At 72.0% G+C, this 23,000-nt stretch carries 19 protein-coding genes; 2 read left to right on the top strand and 17 right to left on the bottom strand.

Going from position 1 to position 23,000, the window contains the following annotated elements; all coding sequences use genetic code 11:
* Positions 1 to 2: 2 nt before the first annotated feature.
* Entirely contained in the window at positions 3 to 1,493 is a 1,491-nt protein-coding gene (locus tag ACIPEP_RS12650) for an ATP-binding protein (protein WP_402717452.1), read from the bottom strand.
* Complete coding sequence (locus ACIPEP_RS12645) at positions 1,493 to 2,176, bottom strand: response regulator transcription factor (RefSeq protein ID WP_071296365.1); 684 nt, start codon at positions 2,174 to 2,176, stop codon at positions 1,493 to 1,495. The genes ACIPEP_RS12650 and ACIPEP_RS12645 overlap by 1 nt, the downstream gene beginning before the upstream one ends.
* Before the next feature lie 159 nt (positions 2,177 to 2,335).
* Here ACIPEP_RS12645 and ACIPEP_RS12640 point away from each other — a divergent pair, with 159 nt between their 5' ends.
* The gene (locus ACIPEP_RS12640) at positions 2,336 to 2,845 is read left to right on the top strand and encodes a hypothetical protein (RefSeq protein WP_402717451.1); all 510 of its coding nucleotides are present in this window, start codon (positions 2,336 to 2,338) and stop codon (positions 2,843 to 2,845) included.
* An 86-nt stretch (positions 2,846 to 2,931) separates the two neighbouring features.
* Here ACIPEP_RS12640 and ACIPEP_RS12635 read toward each other — a convergent pair whose 3' ends face one another.
* Genes ACIPEP_RS12635 through ACIPEP_RS12625 form a run of 3 tightly spaced genes read right to left on the bottom strand, consistent with a single transcriptional unit; the run spans position 2,932 to position 6,131 of the window.
* Positions 2,932 to 4,107 carry a GAF domain-containing protein gene (locus ACIPEP_RS12635; RefSeq protein WP_402717450.1) on the bottom strand — a complete coding sequence of 392 codons (1,176 nt, stop codon included), beginning with the start codon at positions 4,105 to 4,107 and terminating at the stop codon, positions 2,932 to 2,934.
* A 45-nt stretch (positions 4,108 to 4,152) separates the two neighbouring features.
* Positions 4,153 to 4,590, bottom strand: a complete 438-nt coding sequence (locus tag ACIPEP_RS12630) for a DUF779 domain-containing protein (protein WP_070416227.1) — start codon at positions 4,588 to 4,590, stop codon at positions 4,153 to 4,155.
* The gene (locus ACIPEP_RS12625; protein ID WP_402717449.1) at positions 4,590 to 6,131 is read right to left on the bottom strand and encodes an aldehyde dehydrogenase family protein; all 1,542 of its coding nucleotides are present in this window, start codon (positions 6,129 to 6,131) and stop codon (positions 4,590 to 4,592) included. Before ACIPEP_RS12625 ends, ACIPEP_RS12630 begins: the two co-directional genes overlap by 1 nt.
* A 178-nt stretch (positions 6,132 to 6,309) precedes the next feature.
* Here ACIPEP_RS12625 and ACIPEP_RS12620 point away from each other — a divergent pair, with 178 nt between their 5' ends.
* Positions 6,310 to 6,849, top strand: coding sequence for an HdeD family acid-resistance protein (locus tag ACIPEP_RS12620; RefSeq protein WP_070416229.1), 540 nt, complete (start codon positions 6,310 to 6,312; stop codon positions 6,847 to 6,849).
* A gap of 40 nt (positions 6,850 to 6,889) precedes the next feature.
* On the opposite strand, the gene ACIPEP_RS12615 is transcribed toward ACIPEP_RS12620, so the two are convergent.
* The 12 genes from ACIPEP_RS12615 to hisI form a co-directional block, all read right to left on the bottom strand.
* On the bottom strand, positions 6,890 to 7,969 hold the full coding sequence (locus tag ACIPEP_RS12615) for a VIT1/CCC1 transporter family protein (protein ID WP_071296287.1): 1,080 nt from the start codon (positions 7,967 to 7,969) through the stop codon (positions 6,890 to 6,892).
* Positions 7,970 to 8,096: 127 nt separating this feature from the next.
* On the bottom strand, positions 8,097 to 9,542 hold the full coding sequence (pyk, locus tag ACIPEP_RS12610; protein WP_070416231.1) for a pyruvate kinase: 1,446 nt from the start codon (positions 9,540 to 9,542) through the stop codon (positions 8,097 to 8,099).
* Between the two features lie 140 nt (positions 9,543 to 9,682).
* Entirely contained in the window at positions 9,683 to 11,140 is a 1,458-nt protein-coding gene (locus tag ACIPEP_RS12605; protein ID WP_092387017.1) for a glutamate synthase subunit beta, read from the bottom strand.
* Positions 11,133 to 15,650: a glutamate synthase large subunit gene (gene gltB, locus ACIPEP_RS12600; RefSeq protein WP_402717539.1), complete on the bottom strand. Its 4,518-nt coding sequence runs from the start codon at positions 15,648 to 15,650 to the stop codon at positions 11,133 to 11,135. Before gltB ends, ACIPEP_RS12605 begins: the two co-directional genes overlap by 8 nt.
* Before the next feature lie 287 nt (positions 15,651 to 15,937).
* Positions 15,938 to 16,936, bottom strand: a complete 999-nt coding sequence (lgt, locus tag ACIPEP_RS12595; RefSeq protein ID WP_083294946.1) for a prolipoprotein diacylglyceryl transferase — start codon at positions 16,934 to 16,936, stop codon at positions 15,938 to 15,940.
* Positions 16,937 to 17,152: 216 nt separating this feature from the next.
* Positions 17,153 to 17,947 (bottom strand): tryptophan synthase subunit alpha, encoded by a 795-nt coding sequence (trpA, locus tag ACIPEP_RS12590; RefSeq protein WP_070416233.1) that lies wholly within the window; start codon positions 17,945 to 17,947, stop codon positions 17,153 to 17,155.
* Complete coding sequence (gene trpB / locus ACIPEP_RS12585; protein WP_261646525.1) at positions 17,944 to 19,158, bottom strand: tryptophan synthase subunit beta; 1,215 nt, start codon at positions 19,156 to 19,158, stop codon at positions 17,944 to 17,946. The genes trpA and trpB overlap by 4 nt, the downstream gene beginning before the upstream one ends.
* Positions 19,159 to 19,214: 56 nt before the next feature.
* Entirely contained in the window at positions 19,215 to 20,000 is a 786-nt protein-coding gene (trpC, locus tag ACIPEP_RS12580) for an indole-3-glycerol phosphate synthase TrpC (RefSeq protein ID WP_229085047.1), read from the bottom strand.
* Positions 20,001 to 20,016: 16 nt separating this feature from the next.
* Entirely contained in the window at positions 20,017 to 20,256 is a 240-nt protein-coding gene (locus ACIPEP_RS12575) for an HGxxPAAW family protein (protein WP_070416235.1), read from the bottom strand.
* A complete protein-coding gene (locus tag ACIPEP_RS12570) occupies positions 20,253 to 21,002 on the bottom strand; it encodes a Trp biosynthesis-associated membrane protein (protein WP_402717448.1) in 750 nt (249 codons plus the stop codon). The genes ACIPEP_RS12575 and ACIPEP_RS12570 overlap by 4 nt, the downstream gene beginning before the upstream one ends.
* Complete coding sequence (locus ACIPEP_RS12565; RefSeq protein ID WP_402717447.1) at positions 20,999 to 22,543, bottom strand: anthranilate synthase component I; 1,545 nt, start codon at positions 22,541 to 22,543, stop codon at positions 20,999 to 21,001. The genes ACIPEP_RS12570 and ACIPEP_RS12565 overlap by 4 nt, the downstream gene beginning before the upstream one ends.
* Positions 22,540 to 22,980: a phosphoribosyl-AMP cyclohydrolase gene (hisI, locus tag ACIPEP_RS12560; RefSeq protein WP_402717446.1), complete on the bottom strand. Its 441-nt coding sequence runs from the start codon at positions 22,978 to 22,980 to the stop codon at positions 22,540 to 22,542. Before hisI ends, ACIPEP_RS12565 begins: the two co-directional genes overlap by 4 nt.
* Between the last annotated feature and the right edge of the window lie 20 nt (positions 22,981 to 23,000).

The raw sequence follows: 23,000 nt of genomic DNA, 5'->3' as shown, positions 1-23,000 counted from the left end.
GATCAGGCTAGCAGGACGCCCGCTCGCGGACGCGCACCGGCCGGCACCGTGACGCTCGCGGGCAGGCGCACGTCGAACACCGCGCCGCCGAGTTCTCCGTCGGCCCCGTGCGCGAGCGAACCGCCGTGCGCGACGGCGATCCCGCGCGCGATCGGCAGCCCGAGGCCGGCGCCGCCGGAGCGGGTGTCCCGAGCGTCCTCGAGCCGGACGAGTCGGTCGAACACGCGCTCGCGGTCGGCTGCCGGGATCCCGGGGCCGTCGTCCTCGACACGGAGCAGCATGCCGCCCGGTCCATTGCTGAGCGCGAGCCGGACCGTGCCGGTGCCCCCGGTGGCCCTCGCGGCGTTGTCGACCAGGTTGCCGAGCACCTGGGCGAGCCGGTCCGGGTCCACGTCGGCGTCGACCGGGTGCTCGGGGACCTCGACGCGCAGCTCCACGCCGGGCAACCGGATGCGGAGCCGCTCGGCCTCGGTGTCGAGCCAGCCGACGAGGTCCGTCCGGCGCCGGTCGAGGGCGATCCCCCGGTCCAGCCGCGCCATCGTCAGCATGTCGTCGACGAGCCGAGCCGCCCGGTCAGCCTGCCGCACGACGTGCACCGCGAGCAGCTCGTTCGTCTCCGGGTCGTCCGGACCGTTGCGCACGAGGGTGTCCGCCGCGGCCCGGACACCGGCGACCGGGGTCCGCAGCTCGTGGGCGGCGTCCGACAGGAACGCGCGCACCCGTTCCTCGGCGGCGACGGCCTGCGCCTCCGCGCCCTCGACCGCGTCGAGCATCTCGTCGAGGGCGAGCGCCACCCGGCCGATCTCCGTGTCCGTGCGGGACGGCCGGAGTCGGCGTCCGCGGTCCCCCGCGGTGATGGACCGGGCCGCGGCGGTCATCTCGTCGAGCGGGCGCAGCGAGCGTCGGACGACGAGCACGACACCCACGACGGCGACGCCGAGGAAGGCGGCGGACGCACCGCCCATCACCCAGCCGAGCTGCGCCAGGGTCTCCTGCACGTCGCGCGTGCCGGCGGTCAGCGTGATGCGGGTGCCGTCCTCGAGGTCCGAGCGGAGGGTCAGCACACCGTCGTCCTCGTGCACCGACGACGACGTGATGGTGGCGCCGGCACTGTCGGACGAGCCGGTGGTCGACGGAGCCGCCGAGGACCGGGCCGCCGGTCCGGGCAGGCCTGTCGGGTCGGGTGGCCCCTTCCGCAACTGCTCGGGGCTGGGGCCGGCCTCGACCGCGGCGCCGTCGGGTTCGACGATCCGCACGGAGAGCCCCTGCGCCGACAACCGGTCGGCGAGGTCGCTCGCGTCGAGCACCCCGACGAGCGCGGCCGCAGCGGACGCCCGGTCACGCAGGCGGTCCTCGACCTGGGCGGTCAGTCGGGCGCCGAGGACGGCCTCGACCGCGACGACGAGGGCCGTCAGCAGGACCGCGAGGAGCACCAGGATCGCGACCACGGTCCGCAGCCGGAGCGAGGTGGTCCGTAGGCGTCCGTCGCGCATCACGCCGCACCCCGGTCCACCGCGAGCCGGTACCCGAGGCCCCGGACGGTGTGCACGAGCCGCGGCCCGTGCGCCTCCATCTTCCGCCGCAGTGCGCTGAGGTGCACCTCGACCAGGTTGGGTGCGATGTCCTCGTAGCCCCAGACCTGGGTCGTGATCTGCCCCTTCGACACCGTCCGTCCGCGGCTCTCGGCGAGGAACCGGAGGAGTCGGAACTCGGTCGCGGTCAGGTCGAGCAGCACGCCGGCACGACGGACCGTGGAGCCGTCGGGGTCGAGCACGAGGTCGCCCACCTCGATCACGGACGGCACCCGTCCTCGGCGCCGGAGCACCGCCGTCACCCGGGCGACGAGTTCGGCCATCGCGAAGGGCTTCACGACGTAGTCGTCCGCCCCCTCGGCGAACCCGCGCAGTCGGTCGTCGAGCTCGTCCCGCGCGGTGGTCATCACGACGGCGGCGTCCGACCGGGCCCGGATGCGGGCGGCGAGCAGGATCCCGCTCGGCCCGGGGAGCATCCAGTCGAGCAGGACGAGGTCCGGGGCGGTGCGGTCGAGGTCGGCGGCGATGGAACGGCCGTCCGCGACCTCGGCGACGGAGAACCCCTCGGCGCGGAGGGTCGTCACGACGGCGGTGCGGAGGGAGTCGTCGTCCTCGACGACCAGGATGCGGGCGGGTGCGGTCACGGCGGACACCGTAGGTCGGCTCCGCCAGCACGGAGCATGGAACGGCCTGGAGAAACCCTGTGCTCCACGAATGCTTCAGTCCTGCTTCAGATTCGAACCCGAGCGTCGTCCTCGTCGGCGGACCGACCCGGTCGACCGACGGACGAACAGGAGAACACCATGGAGAACGAACAGGGCACGAAGCGTCGCCGGACCCTCCGCGCGGTCGGGATCGGATCCGCAGCGGCGGCCGTGCTGGTCCTCGGCGGGATCGGGGTGAGCGCAGCAGTGGCGGCCCCCGCCACGCCGAGCGCAGCGGCGACCGGAGCACCCTCCGGAGCACCGAGCGGGGCACCGACCGGCGCGCCCACGGGCGGTCCGGCCTCGGGCCCCGCGGGGAAGGGCGACTCGACGGGCACCGCCCCCGGCTGCGTCGCCGGCCCGCTCGCCGACGGGAAGGCGCCGACCCCGCCGACGGACGGCACGGCTCCGACCCCGCCGAAGGACGGGAAGGCACCCGAGCCCCCGAAGGACGGCACGGCACCCACCCCGCCGAAGGACGGAACGGCACCGAAGCCGCCGAAGGACGGGAAGGTTCCGACCCCGCCGAAGGACGGCGAGGTACCGACCCCACCGGCCGCACCCGACGCGGGCGCCACCTCGACACCGGAGCCGACGACCGGGTCCTGACCACCCCGCACCCGCCGCGGGAGGCGCGCGCCGTCGGCCGACGGACCGACGTGTGCCGTGCCTCCCGAGCCGGCGGAGCCGTCCGCTCAGGGACGCTCGATCGCCTCGATCGCCGCCACCACGCCCGACCGACGCGGCGACCGACGCGGCAACGCCGCGAGCAGCGCCCGCAGCACCTGCTCGTCCGCCGCGCCGTCCGCGGTGCGCGCCCACGCCTGCAGCGCGTCCACCCCGCCGTCCTGGAGGAGCGACTCACGGAACCGGGACCGGACGCGGTCACGCAGGTCGTCGACCCCGGGCGACGCGGACCCCGGCAGGACCGGTCCGGTGTACCGGTCGACGGCCTGGAGGCGCGCCCCGCGGTCGAGCGCGGACAGGACCGTCTCGACGTCGGTCCGGATCCCCTCCAGGCGGTACGGCCTGGACGTCAGGTGCGCGTCGAGCGCGTGGTGGGCGAGGACACGGCGGAGCCGAACCACCTCGGCCCGCAGCGTCTGGACTGCGCGCTGGTCGCCGTAGACGGCCACCGCGAGGTCCGCGGCGGCCAGCCCCTGCGGGTTCGCGGCGAGCACCGCGAGGATCTCCGAGTGCCGCTCCGACAACGCGACCGACCGCGATCCGACGTGCAGCGTCGCGGTGTCGGACCCGAGCAGGGTGAGCTCGGCGGACGGGGCCGCAGCCGGACGGTGTGCGGTCCGGGCCGAGAGCGCCGCCAGTGCGAGTTCGGCCTCGGCCGCCGCGGCCGTCGCCGTCAGGAGCGGCAGCGTGTGGCGTTCGACGGCGCGGTCGTCGCCCGTGATGTCGAGCGCGCCGACCACCGTGCCCGCAGCGTCGCGGAGCGGGACCGCCGTGCAGGAGAACCCCTTCACGGCCGTCGCGTAGTGCTCCTCGGCGTGGATCTGCACGGCGCGTCCGAGCCGGAGCGCGGTCCCCGGAGCACTCGTCCCGGCGCGTTCCTCCGCCCAGTCGGCACCGGGGACGAACCCCATGCCCTTCGCGGCGCGCCGGGCGGATCGTGCGCCGTCCACCCAGACGAGCCGACCCGATGCGTCCGCGAGGGCGACGACGCACCCCGCCGACCGGACGTCGTCGAGCAGCAGTCGTCGGACGACCGGCAGCGCGGTGCCGAGCGGACCGGCACGGCGGAGGGCGTCGAGTTCGTCCTCGCCGATCGAGGGCGTCGGCACGGTCTCGGGGTCGACGCGGGCCGAGCGACGCCATGATGCGGCGACGAGCGGGCGGAGACCGGACGGTTCGCGCATGCGCCCTCCTGTCCGGTCCCCGTCGCGTCGTCGCGAGCGGTGCGGTCAGCCTACGTCCGGCACCCCGCTCGGGCCAGGGCCGGCGCTGACCAGGCCCAGATCCGCGAGCTCGGCGTCGTCCAGCATCCGGGAGCGGGTGAGGAACCGCTTGCCCTCCGGTACCTCGAGGGAGAAGCCCGCGCCACGACCGTCCACGACGTCGATCGTGAGGTGGGTGTACTTCCAGTACTCGAACTGCGACCGCGACATGTACACCTCGACGGGCGCGATGCCGTCGACCTCGAGCGCGCCGAGGAGCACGTCGCCCGAGCCGGTCATGAACATGCCGACGGGGTAGCACATCGGGCTGGAACCGTCGCAGCACCCGCCGGACTGGTGGAACATGAGCGGGCCGTGCCGCGCGGCGAGGGAGCGCAGGAGCTCCCCCGCCGCCGGCGTCACCGCCACGCGGGCGGTGGCGGGCCGGTCGTCGGTGTCGGGCATCAGAAGAAGCCCATCGGGCCCTCGGCGTAGGACACCAGCAGGTTCTTCGTCTGCTGGTAGTGCTCCAGCATCATCTTGTGGTTCTCCCGTCCGATGCCGGACTGCTTGTAGCCGCCGAACGCCGCCCCGGCGGGGTACTGGTGGTAGGTGTTCTCCCACACGCGCCCGGCCTGGATGTCACGGCCGGCGCGGTAGAGCGTGGTGGCCTCGCGGCTCCACACCCCGGCGCCGAGGCCGTACAGCGTGTCGTTGGCGATCGAGATCGCGTCGTCGTAGCCGCTGAAGCTCGTCAGCGCGAGGACCGGGCCGAAGATCTCCTCCTGGAAGATCCGCATCGAGTTGTCCCCCTCGAACACCGTCGGCGTGACGTAGTACCCGCCGGACAGCTCCCCGCCGAGGTCCGCCCGCTCGCCACCGGTGAGGAGCTTCGCGCCCTCCTGCTTCCCGATGTCGATGTAGCTCAGGATCTTCTCGAGCTGGTCGTTCGACGCCTGCGCGCCGATCATCGTCGACAGGTCGAGCGGGTGCCCCTGCTTGACGGCGCGCACCCGGTCGAGGCCGTCCGCGACGAAGCCGTCGTAGATCTCCCTCGCCACGAGTGCCCGCGACGGGCAGGTGCAGACCTCGCCCTGGTTGAGGTTGAAGAACGCGAAGCCCTCGAGTGCCTTGTCGTAGAAGGCGTCCTGCTGCTGGGCGACGTCGGCGAAGAAGACGTTCGGGCTCTTGCCGCCGAGTTCGAGCGTCACGGGGATGAGGTTCTGCGACGCGTACTGCATGATGAGCCGGCCCGTGGTCGTCTCCCCCGTGAAGGCGACCTTGCGGATGTCCGGGTGCTGCGCGAGCGGTGCACCGACCTCGATGCCGAAGCCGTTCACGACGTTGAGGACACCGGCCGGGAGCAGGTCCCCGATCAGGTCGACGAGCACGTGGATGGACGCCGGCGTCTGCTCGGCCGGCTTCAGGACGACGCAGTTGCCCGCCGCCAGTGCCGGAGCGAGCTTCCACACCGCCATCAGGATGGGGAAGTTCCACGGGATGATCTGCCCGACGACGCCGAGCGGTTCGTGGAAGTGGTAGGCCACGGTGTCGTGGTCGATCTCCCCCGTCGAGCCCTCCTGCGCGCGGATCGCCCCGGCGAAGTAGCGGAAGTGGTCGATCGCCAGCGGGATGTCCGCGCCGATCGTCTCGCGGATGGGCTTGCCGTTCTCCCACGTCTCCGCGACCGCCAGGGCCTCGAGGTTCTGCTCCATCCGATCCGCGATCTTGTTGAGGATGCCGGCGCGTTCGGCGACGCTCGTCCGACCCCAGGCCGGGAACGCCTTCCACGCGGCCTCGACCGCACGGTCGACGTCGGTGGAGTCGCCGCGGGCGATCTCGGTGAACACCTTGCCGGTGACGGGGGTGGGGTTCTCGAAGTACTGTCCCCCGGCCGGCGGGACGTACGCGCCGCCGATGTAGTGGTCGTACCGGGAGCGGTACGAGACGAGGGACCCCTCCTCGCCGGGTGCGGCGTAGGTGGATGGTGACGGTGCGATGGTCATGGTGGACACCTTTCGACGACTCTGTCGGGGCGCTGGGTCCGCGCCTGCCCGAACGCTACGGCGGCGCAGGTTGCATCCGGTTGCACCCCTTCGCGGCGCTTCGCCCCCCGCGCGACGAACCGACCGCTGCCGGCCGAGGTAGCGTCGGAGCGAGCAGACCTGACAGGGAGGAGTGCTCGTGGACTCTCGTGCCGTCCGCACGTTCCGCGTGTTCGTCATCGTCACCGCGGTCGTCGCCATCGCGCTCGGCATCGTCGCGATCGTCTGGCCACGGCCGTCGCTCGTCGTCGTCGCACTGCTGTTCGGCGTGTACCTCGTCGTGGCCGGCGCACTGCGGGTGTTCGCCGCGGTGCGGGGGCACGGCACGCCGCCGGTGTGGCGCTGGACCTCCGGCGTCGTCGGCGGCCTGGTCGGGGTCGCCGGACTCGTGACGCTGCTGGACCCCGCCGTCCCGCTCGTCGTCTACGCGGTGCTCGCCGGCGTCGGCTTCATCGTCGAGGGGATCGCGTCGTTGATCGGCGGCTTCGTGGGACACCCGGGGTCGTCGCGGGTCCCGTCGATCGTGAGCGGGGTGCTCTCGATCCTCGGGGGCGTGGTCGTGCTGGTCGCGCCGGGGCTCGCGCTGACCGTGTTCATGGTCTTCTCGGGCATCGCGCTCATCGTCGTCGGCGCCGCGGCCCTGCTGCTGCTCCCGCCCCGGGCGGCCGTCCGTCGCTAGCCCGGGCGGGCCGGACGCGGCCTCGTCGGTCGTAGGAGGGCTACGCGCTGCCCGTCCCGAACAGCAGCCCGAGCCCGTAGGTGACCGCTGCCGCACCGAACCCGATCGCGAGCTGCCGGAGCGCTCGACGCAGCGGCGACGCACCGCTCAGCACGCCCACCACCGCGCCCGTGCCGAGCAGGGCGATCCCCACGAGGAGCGCCGCGACCGCGATCGCCGCCCACCCCTCGAGGCCGAACAGGTACGGGAGCACCGGGATGATCGCCCCCGACGCGAAGAAGCAGAAGCTCGAGACCGCCGCGCTCATGCCGTTGCCGATGGCCTCGTGGTCGTCCACCGGTGCCGTGCCCGTCACCGCGGCACCGCCGAGGACGTCGTCGGCGTGCTGCTGGGCCTCGGCCTCGGACATGCCCCGAGCCCGGTACACGAGGGCGAGCTCGTTCGCGTCGACGTCGAGGTCCGCGACCGCCCGGCCGGCTTCGGGATGCGGGGCCGATGCCGTGAGGAGCTCCCGCTGCGACCGCACCGAGACGTACTCCCCCGCCCCCATCGACAGCGCGCCGGCGAGGAGGCCCGCGATGCCGCTCAGGAGGACGAAGTGCCGGTCCGCCCCGGACGCGCTGACGCCGATGATGAGCGCCAGGTTCGACACGAGGCCGTCGTTCGCGCCGAACACCGCGGCTCGGAAGGTGCCGGACAGACGCATCCGCCCGCGGTTGGCGAGCCCGCGGACGACCTCGCCGTGGATCCGTTCGTCGGCCGCCATGCTCGCGGTCGCGTCGGCGTCGTCGGCGTACGGCGAGCGGTCCTCGGCGCGCTGCATGAGCGCGAGGACGAACACCGACCCGAACCGCTTCGCCAGCGACGCGAGCACCCGGGTGCGGAGGCTCCCGCGCTGCGGCCGCCCGACGTCGTCGCCGAGCAGGTCGAGCCAGTGCTGCTCGTGCCGCCCCTCGGCCTCGGCCAGGGCGGACAGGATCTCGCGTTCCTCACCGTGTCGCCGGGCGGCGAGGTTCCGGTAGACGGCGGCTTCCGCCCGTTCGTCCGCCAGGTAGCGGCGCCAGCGTCGGACGTCGGTGCGCTGGGCGGTGGGTCGGGACTGGAGGCTCACACCGGCCATCCTGCCCGTTCGCGCGACCGCGTGGTCGCGCGGCCGCGGGGCGGAACGCGACAGGGCGCGGACCGGAGGCTGCGTGCGTCGCCGCACCGCGCCTCCCGTCCGCGCCCTGTCGGGACGCGACGCGACGTCAGTCGCGCACGTAGGCCGGAGCGGCCTCGGCGTGGGCGTCACCCACGCGGTGCACGCGCAGGTCGTTCGTCGACCCCTCGATGCCGGGAGGGGAACCGGCCGTCACGATGACGCGGTCCCCGGGGGCGGCGAGGCCGTTCTCGAGGAGGACGTCGTCCACCTGCGAGAAGAGCTCGTCGGTGTGGGTCTTGCGCTCGACGAGGAACGAGCGGACACCCCAGGTGAGGGCCATGCGGCGACGCGTCGCCTCGTTCGGGGTGAACGCGATGATCGGCAGGCCGTGGCGCAGACGCGACATGCGGCGGGCCGAGTCGCCGGACTCGGTGAACACGCAGAGGTACGAGGCCTCGGTGAACTCCGCGATCTCGACCGCGGCGAGCGTGATCGCCCCGCCGAGGGTGCGCGGCTTGGTGCCGAGCGGCGCGATGCGCTCGAGGCCGTGGTCCTCGGTGGACTCGACGATGCGGGCCATCGTGCGGACCGTCTGCACCGGGTACTCGCCGACGCTGGTCTCGCCCGAGAGCATGACCGCGTCCGCGCCGTCGAGCACGGCGTTCGCGACGTCGGACGTCTCGGCGCGGGTCGGGATCGGCGACGAGATCATCGACTCGAGCATCTGGGTCGCGACGATGACCGGCTTCGCCATGCGGCGGGCGAGCTCGACGGCGCGCTTCTGCACGATCGGGACGGCCTCGAGCGGGAGCTCCACACCGAGGTCACCGCGGGCGACCATGATGCTGTCGAACGCGTCGATGATCTCCTCGAGCGCGTCGACGGCCTGCGGCTTCTCGATCTTCGCGATCACGGGGAGGCGCTTGCCCTCTTCGTCCATGATCTCGTGTGCACGCTCGACGTCGGCGGCGTTGCGCACGAACGACAGCGCGATGAGGTCGGCGCCCTGGCGGATGCCCCAGCGGAGGTCCGCCTCGTCCTTCTCGCTGAGGGCGGGGACGTTCACGGCGACGCCGGGCAGGTTGATGCCCTTGTTGTTGGACACGGTGCCGCCGACGACGACCTCGGTGCGGACGCGCACGCCGTCGGTGTCGAGCACGCGGAGGCGGACCCGGCCGTCGTCGATGAGCAGCGGGTCACCGGGCTTGACGTCCTGCGGGAGGCCCTTGAAGGTCGTGCCGCAGATCTCCTTCGAGCCGGGGACGTCCTCGGTGGTGATGGTGAACACGTCGCCGACCGCGAGGTCGTGCGGGCCGTCGGCGAACTTCGCGAGGCGGATCTTCGGACCCTGCAGGTCGACGAGGATCGCGACGGGCTTGCCGAGCTCCTCGGCCGCGCGACGGACGTTCTCGTAGTTGGCCTCGTGGACGCTGTAGTCACCGTGGCTGAGGTTGAGGCGGGCGACGTCGACGCCTGCCTCGATGATCTCCTTGACGGTCTCGTACTCCGACGTTGCCGGTCCGAGCGTCGAAACGATCTTTGCGCGTCTCAATGGATTCCTTCGTGGTGGTGGATGGTGCTTGGGTTTCCGCGCTGTGGGGCCGCGCGGAACGAAGCGAGGCCACCAGCACCCTATCGAGTGCCGGTGGCCTGTCGCTCACTGCTGGGTGGGCATCGGGTGGACGTCCATCGTCAGACCGAGATCGCCCGGTCGGTCGCCTTGACCGGAGCCGGGAGGATCGTCGAGCCCTCGAGGTACTCGTCGACCTTCGCGGCGGCGGCCCGGCCCTCGGCGATCGCCCACACGATGAGCGACTGCCCACGACCGGCGTCGCCCGCGACGAAGACGCCCGGCTCGTTGGTCGTGTAGTCGGCCTGGCGGGCGACGGCACCGGAGACCGTCACGGGCAGTCCGAGCTGCGGCGCCAGCGTGTCGGTCTCGGGACCGGTGAAGCCCATGGCGACGAGGACGAGGTCCGCGGGGATCTCGCGCTCACTGCCGGCCTTCGGGACCCGGCGGCCGTCGAGGTACTCGGTCTCGGCGACGCGGAGCGCCCGGACCTCGCCGGCCTCGTTCGCGAGGAACTCGACGGTGGACGCGAGGTAGTGGCGTTCGCCGCCCTCTTCATGGGCGCTCGTGACCTCGAACACGGTCGGGAACATCGGCCACGGCTGCTCGGACGGACGCTCCAGCGGCGGCTGCTTGCCGATCGCGAGGTTCGTCACGCTGAGCGCACCCTGCCGGTGGGCGGTCCCGATGCAGTCCGCACCGGTGTCGCCGCCGCCGATGACGACGACGTGCTTGCCCTCGGCCGTGACCTGGTTGTCGACGGTCGTGCCGGCGTTCGCCTTGTTCTGCTGCACGAGGTAGTCCATCGCGAAGTGCACGCCGGCGAGGTCGCGCCCCGGGATCGGCAGGTCGCGCGGGACCGTGGCGCCGGTGGCGACGACGACCGCGTCGTACCGGGACTTCAGGTCGTCCCAGGTGATGTCGCGCCCGATCTCGACGCCCGCACGGAAGCGGGTGCCCTCGGCCTGCATCTGGGCGAGCCGCGCGTCGATCTGACGCTTCTCCATCTTGAAGTCCGGGATGCCGTAGCGGAGCAGACCACCGATGCGGTCGTCGCGCTCGTACACCGCGACGGTGTGGCCGGCGCGGGTCAGCTGCTGTGCGGCGGCGAGCCCGGCAGGACCGGACCCGACGACCGCGACGGTCTTGCCGGTCAGGCGCTCCGGCGGGTGGGGCGTGACCCAGCCGTTCTGGAACGCCTCGTCGATGATCGAGACCTCGACCTGCTTGATCGTCACCGGTGGCTGGTTGATGCCGAGCACGCAGGACGCCTCGCACGGAGCCGGGCAGAGCCGACCCGTGAACTCCGGGAAGTTGTTCGTCGCGTGGAGTCGCTCGATCGCCTGCCGGCCCTCGCCGCGCCAGGTGAGGTCGTTCCACTCGGGGATGAGGTTGCCGAGCGGGCACCCCTGGTGGCAGAACGGGACGCCGCAGTCCATGCAGCGTCCGGCCTGTCGCTTGAGCGCGCCGGACTCCTGCTGCTCGTAGACCTCTTTCCAGTCCATGAGCCGCACGGGTACGGGTCGTCGGGCCGGGAGCTCGCGCTCCTGGACCTTCAGGAATCCCTTGGGGTCAGCCACCGGTCACCTCCAGAATGCGGTTCCAGACGACGTCGCCGTCCGGGTCGAGGCCCTCGTCGACGGCCTGCTGTCGGGTCTCGAGCACGGCCGCGTAGTCCCGCGGCAGCACCTTGACGAAGTCGCTCAGGTCACCGGACTCGAGCAGTTCGCTCGCGAGGGTCGACCCGGTCTCGGCGGCGTGCCGCGCGAGCAGGTCGTTCACGATCTCGACGTCGGCGCTGTCGAGCGGCTCGAGCCGGAGTTCACCGGACGCGAGCGAGTCGGTGTTCACGTGCTCTTCCCGCAGGCCGCGGACGTACGCGGTCCCGCCGGACATGCCGGCACCGAGGTTCCGACCCGTCTCGCCGAGGATCAGGGCGAGCCCACCGGTCATGTACTCGAGCGCGTGGTCCCCCACGCCCTCGACGACGGCGGTCGCACCGGAGTTGCGCACCAGGAAGCGTTCGCCCACGATGCCGCGGATGAACATGCTGCCCTGGGTCGCGCCGTAGCCGATGACGTTGCCGGCGATGACGTTCTGCGCGGGGTCGAAGCCACTGCCCGCGTCGGGACGCACGACGATCTCGCCGCCGGACAGCCCCTTGCCGACGTAGTCGTTGCTGTCCCCGACCAGGCGGAGCGTGATGCCCGCCGGCAGGAACGCACCGAGCGACTGCCCGGCGGAACCGCGCAACGTCACGTCGATCGACCCCGACGGCAGGCCGTTCTCGCCGTGGCGGAGCGTGACCTCGTGGCCGAGCATCGTGCCGACCGCGCGCTCCGTGTTCCGGATCGGCAGGTCGAGCGCGATCGTCCCGCCGTGCTCGAGGACGTCGGCCGTCTGCTGGATGAGCTGCACGTCGAAGTGCTGCTCCAGCTCGTGGTCCTGGTCGCGCTGGTGCCGGCGGGGCTCGTCGGCGTCGAACCGCGGTCCCTTGAGCACGGGCTCGAGGTCGAGGCCGGACGCCTTCCAGTGCTCGACCGCGCGGTCGACGTCGAGGGCGTCGGCGTGGCCGATCGCCTCTTCGAGGGACCGGAAGCCGAGCTCGGCGAGGAGCTCGCGGACCTCTTGCGCGATGAACTCGAAGAAGTTCACGACGAACTCCGGCTTGCCGCTGAATCGCTTGCGGAGCTCGGGGTTCTGGGTCGCGACGCCGACCGGGCACGTGTCGAGGTGGCACACCCGCATGAGGATGCAGCCCTCGACCACGAGCGGCGCGGTCGCGAAGCCGTACTCCTCGGCGCCGAGCAGCGCGGCCACGACGACGTCACGGCCGGTCTTCATCTGCCCGTCGACCTGCACGACGACGCGGTCGCGCATGCCGTTGAGCATGAGCGTCTGCTGCGTCTCGGCGAGGCCGATCTCCCACGGGGTGCCCGCGTGCTTGAGCGAGTTCAGCGGCGACGCACCGGTGCCGCCGTCGTGCCCGGAGACCAGGACGACGTCGGCGAGGGCCTTCGTCACACCGGCGGCCACCGCCCCGATGCCCGACTGGCTCACGAGCTTCACGTGGACGCGTGCGGACGGGTTCGCCCGCTTGACGTCGAAGATCAGCTGCTTGAGGTCCTCGATCGAGTAGATGTCGTGGTGCGGCGGTGGCGAGATCAGGCCGACACCCGCGGTCGCGTGCCGGGTGCGGGCCACCCACGGGTACACCTTGGTCGGGGGCAGCTGCCCGCCCTCGCCCGGCTTCGCACCCTGCGCCATCTTCAGCTGGATGTCGGTCGCGTGCGTCAGGTACATGCTCGTGACACCGAACCGCCCGGACGCGACCTGCTTGATCGCGCTCCGACGCTCGGGGTCGAGCAGGCGGTCGACGTCCTCGCCGCCCTCGCCCGTGTTCGACCGGCCGCCGAGACGGTTCATCGCGATCGCGAGCGTCTCGTGGGCTTCCTTCGAGATGGACCCGTAGGACATCGCACCGGTGTTGAACCGCTTGACGATCGACTCGATCGGCTCGACCTCGTCCAGCGGGACCGGCTTGCGGCCACCCTGCGCGAAGCGGAAGAGGCCGCGGAGCGTCATCAGCTGCTCGGACTGGTCGTCGACCGCCTGCGAGTACTCGCGGAAGATGTCGTAGCGACGGGAGCGCGTCGCGTGCTGCAGCCGGAACACGGTGTCCGGGTTGAAGAGGTGCGGCGGGCCTTCGCGACGCCACTGGTACTCGCCGCCGGTCTGCAGGCGCTCGTGCGAGAGGACCGCGCCGTCCTGCGGGTACGCCTGGGCGTGCCGCTCGGCGTTCTCCTTCGCGATGACCTCGATGCCGACGCCGCCGAGGATCGACGAGGTCCCGGTGAAGTACCGGTCGACGAACTCCTGGCTGAGCCCGACGGCCTCGAACGCCTGCGCGCCGGCGTAGCTCGACACCGTCGAGATGCCCATCTTCGACATGATCTTCAGCACGCCCTTGCCGAGCGCCTTGATCACGTTCTTGACGGCCTGCTCCGGCGTGATGCCGCTGATCATGCCCTGGCGGACGAGGATCTCGCAGGTCTCCATCGCGAGGTACGGGTTGATGGCCGAGGCGCCGTAGCCGATGAGGGTCGCGACGTGGTGGACCTCGCGCACGTCACCGGCCTCGACGATGAGCCCGACCTTCATGCGCTGCTCGGTGCGGATCAGGTGGTGGTGCACGGCGGCGAGCAGCAGCAGGCTGGGCACCGGTGCCTGTTCGGCGTTGCCGTCGCGGTCGGACAGCACGATGAACTGCTTGCCGGCTTCGATCGCCGCGTCGACCTCGTCGCAGACCGCGGCGATGCGCTTCTGCATGGCCTTCTTGCCGGCGTCGACGCGGTACAGGCCCTTGATCGTCACGGTCAGGTGGCGACCGGACTCGGTCTCGAAGTGCTGGATCTTGGCGAGCTCGTCGTTGTCGATCACGGGGAAGTCGAGCGTGATCTGCTTCGCGTGCTCGGGGCCGGCGCTCAGGAGGTTGCGCTCCGGGCCGAGTCCCATGCCCATCGAGGTGATGACCTGCTCGCGGATCGAGTCGAGCGGCGGGTTCGTCACCTGGGCGAACTGCTGGGTGAAGTAGTCGAAGAGCAGCCGGGGACGCTGGGACAGCACCGCGATCGGCGTGTCCGAGCCCATCGCCCCGAGCGGCTCCGCTCCGGTCTGCGCCATCGGACGCAGCAGGATGCGGACCTCTTCCTCGGTGTAGCCGAAGGCGCGCTGCCGACGGGTCACCGAAGCGGGCGTGTGCACGATGTGCTCACGGTCCGGCAGGTCACCGAGGTTGATCCGGCCGCCGTCGAGCCACTCGCCCCACGGGCCGGACGTGGCCAGCTCGCGCTTGACCTCGTCGTCCTCGATGATGCGACCGGCCTCGGTGTCGACGAGGAACATCCGGCCGGGACGGAGCCGGCCCTTGCGCACGACCTTGTCGGCCGGCACGTCGATGACGCCCGTCTCGGAGCCCATGACGATCAGGCCGTCGTCGGTCACCAGGAAGCGACCGGGGCGCAGGCCGTTGCGGTCGAGGGTGGCACCGACGAGCGTGCCGTCGGTGAACGTGATGGCTGCCGGGCCGTCCCACGGCTCCATGAGCATCGAGTGGTACTCGTAGAACGCCCGGAGCTCGGGGTCCATCCCGACCTGGTTCTCCCACGCTTCGGGGACCATCATCGACACCGCGTGCGGCAGCGACCGGCCGGTGAGCGTCAGGAGCTCGAGCACCTCGTCGAAGGACGCCGAGTCGCTGGCGCCCGGGCTGACGATCGGCAGCAGGGGCGCCATGTCGCCGAGCAGTTCGCTCTGCAGCTGCGACTGCCGTGCCCGCATCCAGTTGCGGTTGCCACGGACGGTGTTGATCTCACCGTTGTGCGCGAGCGTGCGGAACGGCTGCGCGAGCGGCCACGAGGGGAACGTGTTCGTGGAGTAGCGGGAGTGCACGATCGCGAGCTTCGACGCGAAGCGCTCGTCGCTGAGGTCCGGGTAGAACGGCTCGAGCTGGAGCGTCGTGACCATGCCCTTGTAGACCATGGTCCGGCTCGACAGCGACATGAAGTAGACCTCGGTGTCGTGCTCGGCACGCTTCCGGAGGCGGAAGGCCTGGCGGTCGAGCGCGACGCCGCTCCACGACGCGCCGTGCACGTCGTGCCGGATCGAGGCGACGAAGAGCTGCTCGAACGCGGGCATCGCCGCACGGGCCAGGGTGCCGAGGACCTCGGGTCGGACGGGGACCTCGCGCCAGCCCAGGACCCGCAGGCCCTCTTCACGCGCCAGTCGCTCGACGGCACCCTTCACCGCGTGCCGGTCGTCCTCGTCGACGGGCAGGTACGCGGTACCGACCGCGTACTCCCCCGCTGCTGGAAGATCGAAGGACACCTCGGCGCGGAAGAACTCGTCGGGCACCTGGCAGAGGATGCCCGCACCGTCACCGGTCCCGGCGTCCGAACCGACCGCGCCCCGGTGTTCGAGGTTGCGCAGCGCACCGAGGGCGGCGTCGACGATGTCGTGCCCGGCCGTGCCGCGGAGCGTCGCGACCATCGCCAGGCCGCACGCGTCCTTCTCGTTCGCCGGGTCGTACATGCCGGTGGCGTCCGGGATCGCGGAGAACCGACGGTGCGGCGGCACGAGTGCCGCCGGGGACTGGGGTGGCTGGAGCGCCATGGGGAACCGTCCTCACGAGGAAGTGGAACAGGGACAGCGGTGGCCCGGTGGTGCGTTCCGCCCAGATGGGCGGGACTGGTGCCCGTGCCCGCCGTCAGTGAGTTGCCCTGGCGGCGTGCGAGGTGTCGGACCCGCTTGTGGTGGGTCCGGGAGGTGCTGCTGACACTCGTGACCGATCGGGATCGGTCACGCAGGAGGGGTGCTTCCTACGCGCGGCCAGCGGTGCTGCTGGTGACCGGATCGGAGTCGGTGACGGCCGCCGGAGCGTCGTCGTCGGACTCTGACCAGGTGTCGTCCGAGTCTACCCCGGACTTCGAGCGGGGCTCGCGACCGGGCAGGTACGGACTCGGCTCCTTGCCGAGGTGCCGCTTGGACTGGACGAGGAAGATGATGATGCCCAGCAGGATCGCCGCGAAGGACATCCACACGTTCGTCCGGATGCCGAAGAACGTCTCGCTCGTGTCGACGCGGATGGACTCGAGGACCGAGCGACCGATGCCGTACCAGATCAGGTAGAGCGACAGGACCTTGCCCCACTGCAGGCGGAACTTCTTGTCGAGCAGCAGGATCACGACGACGCCGACGACGTTCCAGATGATCTCGTAGAGGAACGTCGGGTGGAAGAGCGTGCCCTCGGGCAGACCCTTCGGGAACGCCGCGTTCGACGACTCGATCTGCAGGCCCCACGGCAGGCTGGTCGGCATGCCGAAGAGCTCGTGGTTGAAGTAGTTGCCGAGGCGACCGAACGCCTGGGCGAGCAGCACGCCCGGCACGACGGCGTCGATGAACGCGGTGAACCGCAGGCCGACCTGGCGGCAGCCGATGTAGGCGCCGACCGAACCGAGGATGAGCGCGCCGAAGATCGCGAGGCCGCCCTCCCAGATGTAGAGGAAGGACAGCGGGTCGCGCCCAGGACCGAAGTAGTCGCTGACGTGGGTGAACACGTGGAACAGGCGACCGCCGATGATCCCGGCGGGGACGGCCCAGATCGCGATGTCGATGATGATCCAGCGCTCGACGCCGCGCGCGTTGAGCCGGCGGTTCGCGAGGATGACGGCGGCGACGATCCCGAGCAGGATGCAGATCGCGTAGGCGTGGATGCGGAAGTCGAGCGGCAGCGACCAACCGAACGCGTCGCGCAGCCAGGCGGTCAGGTCGAAGTACTGCCACGCGGTGCTCGGGCTCGGGATGCTCAGGAGGGGCATGGAGGTGCTGTCGCCTTTCGGTGCTGGCTGGGCGCGGTGCCGACGTGCCGTCGGCCCCGCTCACTGTAGCGCGGGAGGTGCGTGCGTCAGGAACCGAGGGCCCGGTCCTGTGGAAACTGTGACCGACGGGAGGCGCGGTGCGGGGCGGACGCGTCGCTCACCCGCACCGCGGTGCAGGTGGGCCGACGGGGTCGCCGGCACCGCGCCTCCTGGACGTCAGCGGCGCTGCGCGCCCGAGGTGAGGTCGGCTGCCCGGTCGGCCACGCCCTGCACGCCGAGGTCCGCCAGGGCCCGGACGAAGGCGGAGCCGATGATGGCGCCGTCGGCGTACTCGAGGACCTCGCCGACCTGCTCCGCCGTCGAGATGCCGAGACCGACGCACGTGCGCTCGACCCCGGCGTCGCGGAGCCGCGACACGACGGTGCGCGCTGCGACGTCGACGCCCTCGCGCGCGCCGGTGACGCCCATGGTGGAGACGGCGTAGACGAACCCGCGGCTGGACCGGACCGCCTGCTGCATGCGCGTGTCCGACGAGGAAGGGGCTGCGAGGAACACGCGGTCCAGGCCGGTGCGCTCCGACTCGCGGATCCACTCGGCGCCCTCGTCGGGGATGAGGTCCGGCGTGATGAGCCCGGCGGCACCCGCGGCGACGAGGTCGTCGGCGAACCGCTCGACGCCGTACCGGAGCACCGGGTTCCAGTAGGTCATCACGAGCACGGGCACGTTCGCCCGCTCGGTGATCTGGTGCACGGCGTCGAAGACCTGCGCGACGCGGAAGCCGTTCGCCAGGCTCTCCTCTGCCGCCCGCTGGATGACCGGGCCGTCCATCACCGGGTCGGAGTACGGCAGGCCGAGCTCGATGACGTCGACGCCGTTCTCGGCCAGGGCCACGGCGGCGTCGACGCTCGTCTGCACGTCGGGGTAGCCGGCGGGCAGGTAGCCGACGACGGCCCCCGCGCGCTCGGCGTTGGCGGTGTCGATCGTCGTCGCGACCGTCTGGTTCGTGGTCACAGCTGCACCGCGTTCTCGTCGAGGATGCCGAAGTAGCGACTGGCGGACGCGACGTCCTTGTCGCCCCGGCCGGACAGGTTCACGAGGATGACGCCCTCTGGACCGAGCTCCGTGCCGAGCTTGATCGCCCCGGCGAGGGCGTGCGACGACTCGATCGCCGGCAGGATGCCCTCGGTGCGGCTCAGCAGGCGGAAGGCCTCCATCGCCTCGTCGTCGGTGATCGGCTCGTACTTCGCACGCCCGATCGAGGCGAGGTAGGCGTGCTCCGGCCCGACGCTCGGGTAGTCGAGCCCGGCGGAGATGCTGTGGCTCTCGATCGTCTGGCCGTCCTCGTCCTGCATGAGGTAGGACTTCGTGCCCTGGAGGACGCCCTCGCGACCGAGCGTGATGCTCGCGGCGTGCCGACCGGTCTCGACGCCGTCGCCACCGGCCTCGAAGCCGTGCAGCGCGACGGACTCGTCGTCGAGGAAGGCCTCGAAGATGCCCATGGCGTTCGAGCCGCCGCCGACGCACGCGGCGACCGCGTCCGGCAGGCGCCCGACCCGGTCGAGGACCTGCTGGCGGGCCTCTTCGCCGATGACCTTGTGGAACTCGCGCACCATCTCGGGGAACGGGTGCGGGCCGGCGACCGTGCCGAGCAGGTAGTGCGTGGAGTCGACGTTGGCGACCCAGTCGCGCAGGGCGTCGTTGATCGCGTCCTTCAGCGTGCGGGAGCCGGTCTCGACCGGGATCACCTCGGCACCGAGCAGGCGCATCCGGGCGACGTTCAGCGCCTGGCGCTCGGTGTCGACGGCGCCCATGTAGACGACGCAGTCCATGCCGAACAGCGCCGCCGCGGTGGCCGTCGCGACGCCGTGCTGGCCGGCGCCGGTCTCGGCGATGAGGCGCGTCTTGCCGAGGCGCTTGGCCACGAGGGCCTGACCGAGCACGTTGTTGATCTTGTGCGAGCCGGTGTGGTTGAGGTCCTCGCGCTTGAGGATGATCCGGGCACCGCCGGCGTGCTTGGCGAACCGGGGCACCTCGGTGATGATCGAGGGCCGCCCGGTGTAGTCGCGCTGGAGCGTGTCGAGCTCGTCGCGGAAGGCCGGGTCCGCCCAGGCCTCGCGGAACGCCGCTTCGAGTTCGTCGAGCGCGAGGACGAGCGACTCGGGGACGAACCGCCCGCCGAAGTCGCCGAAGTACGGTCCGTGCAGGTCGCGGAGTGAGGTCACGATGGGTCTCCCGGGACACGCCCGGTGAACCGGGCTGGGATGGATGCTGTCGTCGCTCAGTCGCGGTCGGCGGCTGCGATGAACGACGCGAGTGTGGCAGCGGGGTCGTCGCCCGTCACGAGCGCCTCCCCCACCAGGACGACGTCGGCGCCGGCGGCACGGTAGTGCGCGACGTCGGCCGGACCGGCGACCGCGGACTCGGCGACGCGCACGACCCCGTCGGGGATCCGGTCGGCGAGCGAACCGAACAGGTCTCGGTCGAGCGAGAAGTCGGTCAGGTCGCGGGCGTTCACCCCGAGGATCCGGGCTCCGGCGTCGAGGCCGCGCGAGACCTCGTCCGCCGAGTGCGCCTCGACCAGGACGCGCATGCCGAGTTCTTCCGCCAGGGTGTGGAGCTCGACCAGCTGCTGCTGCTCGAGCGCCGCCACGATGAGCAGGACGACGTCGGCACCGGACGCCCGGGCCTCGATCACCTGGTACGGGTCGGCGATGAAGTCCTTGCGGAGGACGGGGACGCCCACCCGGGCCTTGACCGCTTCGAGGTCGGCGAGGCTGCCGAGGAACTTGCGCCCCTCGGTCAGGACGCTGATCGTCGAGGCTCCGCCGCGCTCGTAGTCGGCGGCGAGGGACGCGGGGTCCTCGATCGGGGCCATGGACCCGCGGGACGGGCTGGCACGCTTGACCTCGGCGAGGATCTTCACCCGGTCGCCGGGGGCCAGGAACGTGAGGGCGTCGAGCGGGGACGCGACGCGGTCCAGGTCGCGTTCGACGTCCGCATAGGGACGGTCGACGCGACGGGCCGCGGCGTCCTCGAGCGCGCCCGCGACGAGGGTCTCGAGCACGTTCGGCATGCCGGACCTACTCGGAGTGGTGCTTGGGGACGAACTTCGGGCCGTCGACGCCGTAGCCCGCCTTCTTCATGACGCCACCGACGATGAGGCCGATGAGCACCACGCCGGCGGAGGCCCAGACGCCCCACGGCTGGTCGAACCAGAAGAACAGCGTGCCGGCCGCGAATCCGATCAGCATGATCACGACGGCGGTCCAGGCTGCCGGCGAGTGGCCTTCGCCGAGTTCTGCGGGCTCAGTGTTGCTCACGGTGCTCCTCGTTCTGCTTCGACGCCGTCGTTCGACCGGCGTCCGTTCGATCCTACCGTGTCGTCCGGGGCCGCTCCGGCAGCGCCCGCGGTCGCGTCGTCGGGCCCTGCGGCTGCGCTGTCGGGGCCGGCGACCGCGTCCGAGGTCGGGTCGACACCGGCGCTCAGGTCGTCCCAGTCCACCACGGCGTCACGTTCGACCGGCGCCACCGCACGGGCATCCGCCGCCGCGCCCGCGGTGGCCGCACCGTACTTCCGGCTCGGCCCCGGCCAGGACCGCTGCACGACGAGCACGACGACCCCGAGCGCCATCGCGAGCACGCCGCCGACGATGCCGACGACCGGCCACGCCGACACGTCCACGCTCGACACGGCCCGGCGGACGGCGGACAGGTCCGCGACGCCCGCGACCTCGCCCACGGCACCCTTCGCTGCGGCGACCGGGTCGGCCAGGGCGGTGATGCCGGACACCACCACGCCGACGCCGAGCAGGATCTCGACGGCGGCGAGCACGATCCGGACGACCCGCCCGGCGATGGTCATCGCCAGGAAGAGCGCGAGGCTGGCGATCGCCAGGGCGGTGTACTGCGGGACCGCGGCCGCACCGTCGGCGTCCACCTTCGCGGCGACGGCAGCGCCCGCGTGGAGGTGGACCGTGAACCAGGTCTGCGTCCACGAGAGCATGATGATGCCCGCGACGCCGAGGCCGGCGACGACGACGAGCGGCCGGGAGCGGCGGGCCGTCACGAGTGCACCCCACGCATCCGGTTCGCGGTCGCGATGGCCCGCAGCGGTGCCGCGGCCTTGTTCACGGCCTCGATGTGCTCGGTCTCGGGGTCGGAGTCGGCCACGAGCCCGGCCCCGGCCTGCACGCGTGCCACACCGTCCTTGATGAGGGCGCTGCGGATCGCGATCGCGAGGTCGGCGTCGCCGGCGAAGTCGAAGTAGCCGACCACGCCCGCGTAGGCACCGCGCTTCGCGGGTTCGAGCTCGTCGATGATCTCGAGCGCCCGCGGCTTCGGCGCCCCGGAGAGGGTGCCGGCCGGGAAGGTAGCCCGGAACACGTCGATCGCCGAGGCCCCGGGCCGCACGGCGCCCTCGACGCTCGACACCAGGTGCATGATGTGGCTGAACCGCTCGACCGTCATGAACTCGGTCACGGCGACCGTGCCCGGCTCGCAGACCTTCTGCAGGTCGTTGCGCGCCAGGTCGACGAGCATGAGGTGCTCGGCGCGCTCCTTCGGGTCCTCGAGCAGGTCCTCGCCGAGACGGACGTCCGCCTCGGGTGTGGCGCCGCGCGGACGCGACCCGGCGATCGGGTGGGTGATCGCCCGGCCGTCCTGCACCTTGACCAGGGCCTCGGGCGAGGCACCGACGATCCAGAAGCGCTCGTCCGCGGTGTCCGCCAGCGACAGGAAGTACATGTACGGGCTCGGGTTGAGCGTCCGCAGCACGCGGTAGACGTCGAGGGGATCCGCGGTGACCTCGTGGTCGAAGCGCTGCGAGATGACGACCTGGAAGACGTCCCCGTCGCGGATGAAGCCCTTCGACCGCTCGACGGCCGCCATGTAGTCCGCGGGGGTGGACCGGTGGGTCGGGGTCGGCTCGGCGATGTCGAACGCCTCGGCGACGGTCGCGGCGGAGGGCTGCACGAGGTCGGCCTGCATCCGGTCGAGTCGCGCCTGGGCGTCCGCCCACAGCGCCTCGGCGTCGTCGACACTGTCGTTCAGCACGCTGGCGACGAGCAGGACGAGCCCGGTGCGGTGGTCGAGCGCGGCGAGCTCGGACACGAACGCGAGGGCCTGCCCCGGCACGTCGAAGTCGGCCGGCGGCACGTTCGGCAGGTGCTCGAGCTGACGGACGGCCTCCCAGCCGATGAACCCGACGGTGCCACCGACGAGCGGCGGGGTGCCGGGGATCCGCGGGGTCGCCCAGCGCTCGTGCAGCCGCGCCAGGACCTCGAGCGGCGCGCCGTCGAGCGAGTCGACGGCGCGGGACGCCGGGATGCCGGTGTCGATCCACGCGGCACGGTCGCCGTCCTGGGTGAGCACGCCGAAGCTGCGCACCCCGACGAAGGACCAGCGCGACCAGAGGCCGCCCTGCCCGGCGGACTCGAGCAGGAAGGTACCGGGCCGGCGGTCGGCGAGCTTCCGGTAGACACCGACCGGCGTCTCGCTGTCGGCGTAGAGCGCGCGCACGACGGGGACGACGCGGTGGGCGTCGAGCAGGGCGTCGAACTCCGGACGGGAGGTCGTGTGCGGCGTGTCGGAGAGCGTCGCGGTGCTCATCGGGTCTCCTCCACGGCCCCACCAGCGAGAGCGGACGGCGCACCGGCGAGAGCGGACGCGGCGCCGTCGGGCGCGGACGCCGTCACGGGCTCGAGGGGGTCGACGTCGAAGCAGCGGTGCGCGCCGGTGTGGCACGCGGCGCCGACCTGTTCGACGGTCACGAGGAGCGTGTCCGCGTCGCAGTCGAACGCCGCACCGCGCACGTACTGCGCGTGCCCCGAGGTGTCGCCCTTGCGCCAGTACTCGTTCCGGGACCGCGACCAGAAGGTCACCCGTCCCTCGGTCAGGGTGCGGCGGAGGGCTTCTCGGTCCATGTAGCCGAGCATGAGGACGTCCTTCGACGACTCCTCTTGCACGATGGCGGGGAGCAGCCCGTCCGCACCGAACCGCGCGCGGTCGAGGACCGCGTCCGTGCTGGTGCTGGTGCTGTCGGTCATGAGACTCCTAGCCTACGGCG

The sequence above is a fragment of the Curtobacterium sp. NPDC087082 genome (assembly GCF_044745045.1).
Classification (GTDB): Bacteria; Actinomycetota; Actinomycetes; order Actinomycetales; family Microbacteriaceae; genus Curtobacterium.
This window is presented reverse-complemented; position numbering and strand designations above follow the sequence as displayed.

Coding starts and splice junctions, on each gene's coding strand:
- ACIPEP_RS12565 (WP_402717447.1), bottom strand. CDS start 22,543: ATGAGCACCGCGACGCTCTCCGACACGCCGCACACGACCTCCCGTCCG.
- gltB (WP_402717539.1), bottom strand. CDS start 15,650: ATGTACGACCCGGCGAACGAGAAGGACGCGTGCGGCCTGGCGATGGTC.
- ACIPEP_RS12635 (WP_402717450.1), bottom strand. CDS start 4,107: ATGCGCGAACCGTCCGGTCTCCGCCCGCTCGTCGCCGCATCATGGCGT.
- ACIPEP_RS12615 (WP_071296287.1), bottom strand. CDS start 7,969: ATGGCCGGTGTGAGCCTCCAGTCCCGACCCACCGCCCAGCGCACCGAC.
- ACIPEP_RS12650 (WP_402717452.1), bottom strand. CDS start 1,493: ATGCGCGACGGACGCCTACGGACCACCTCGCTCCGGCTGCGGACCGTG.
- ACIPEP_RS12625 (WP_402717449.1), bottom strand. CDS start 6,131: ATGACCATCGCACCGTCACCATCCACCTACGCCGCACCCGGCGAGGAG.
- ACIPEP_RS12640 (WP_402717451.1), top strand. CDS start 2,336: ATGGAGAACGAACAGGGCACGAAGCGTCGCCGGACCCTCCGCGCGGTC.
- lgt (WP_083294946.1), bottom strand. CDS start 16,936: ATGCCCCTCCTGAGCATCCCGAGCCCGAGCACCGCGTGGCAGTACTTC.
- hisI (WP_402717446.1), bottom strand. CDS start 22,980: ATGACCGACAGCACCAGCACCAGCACGGACGCGGTCCTCGACCGCGCG.
- ACIPEP_RS12630 (WP_070416227.1), bottom strand. CDS start 4,590: ATGCCCGACACCGACGACCGGCCCGCCACCGCCCGCGTGGCGGTGACG.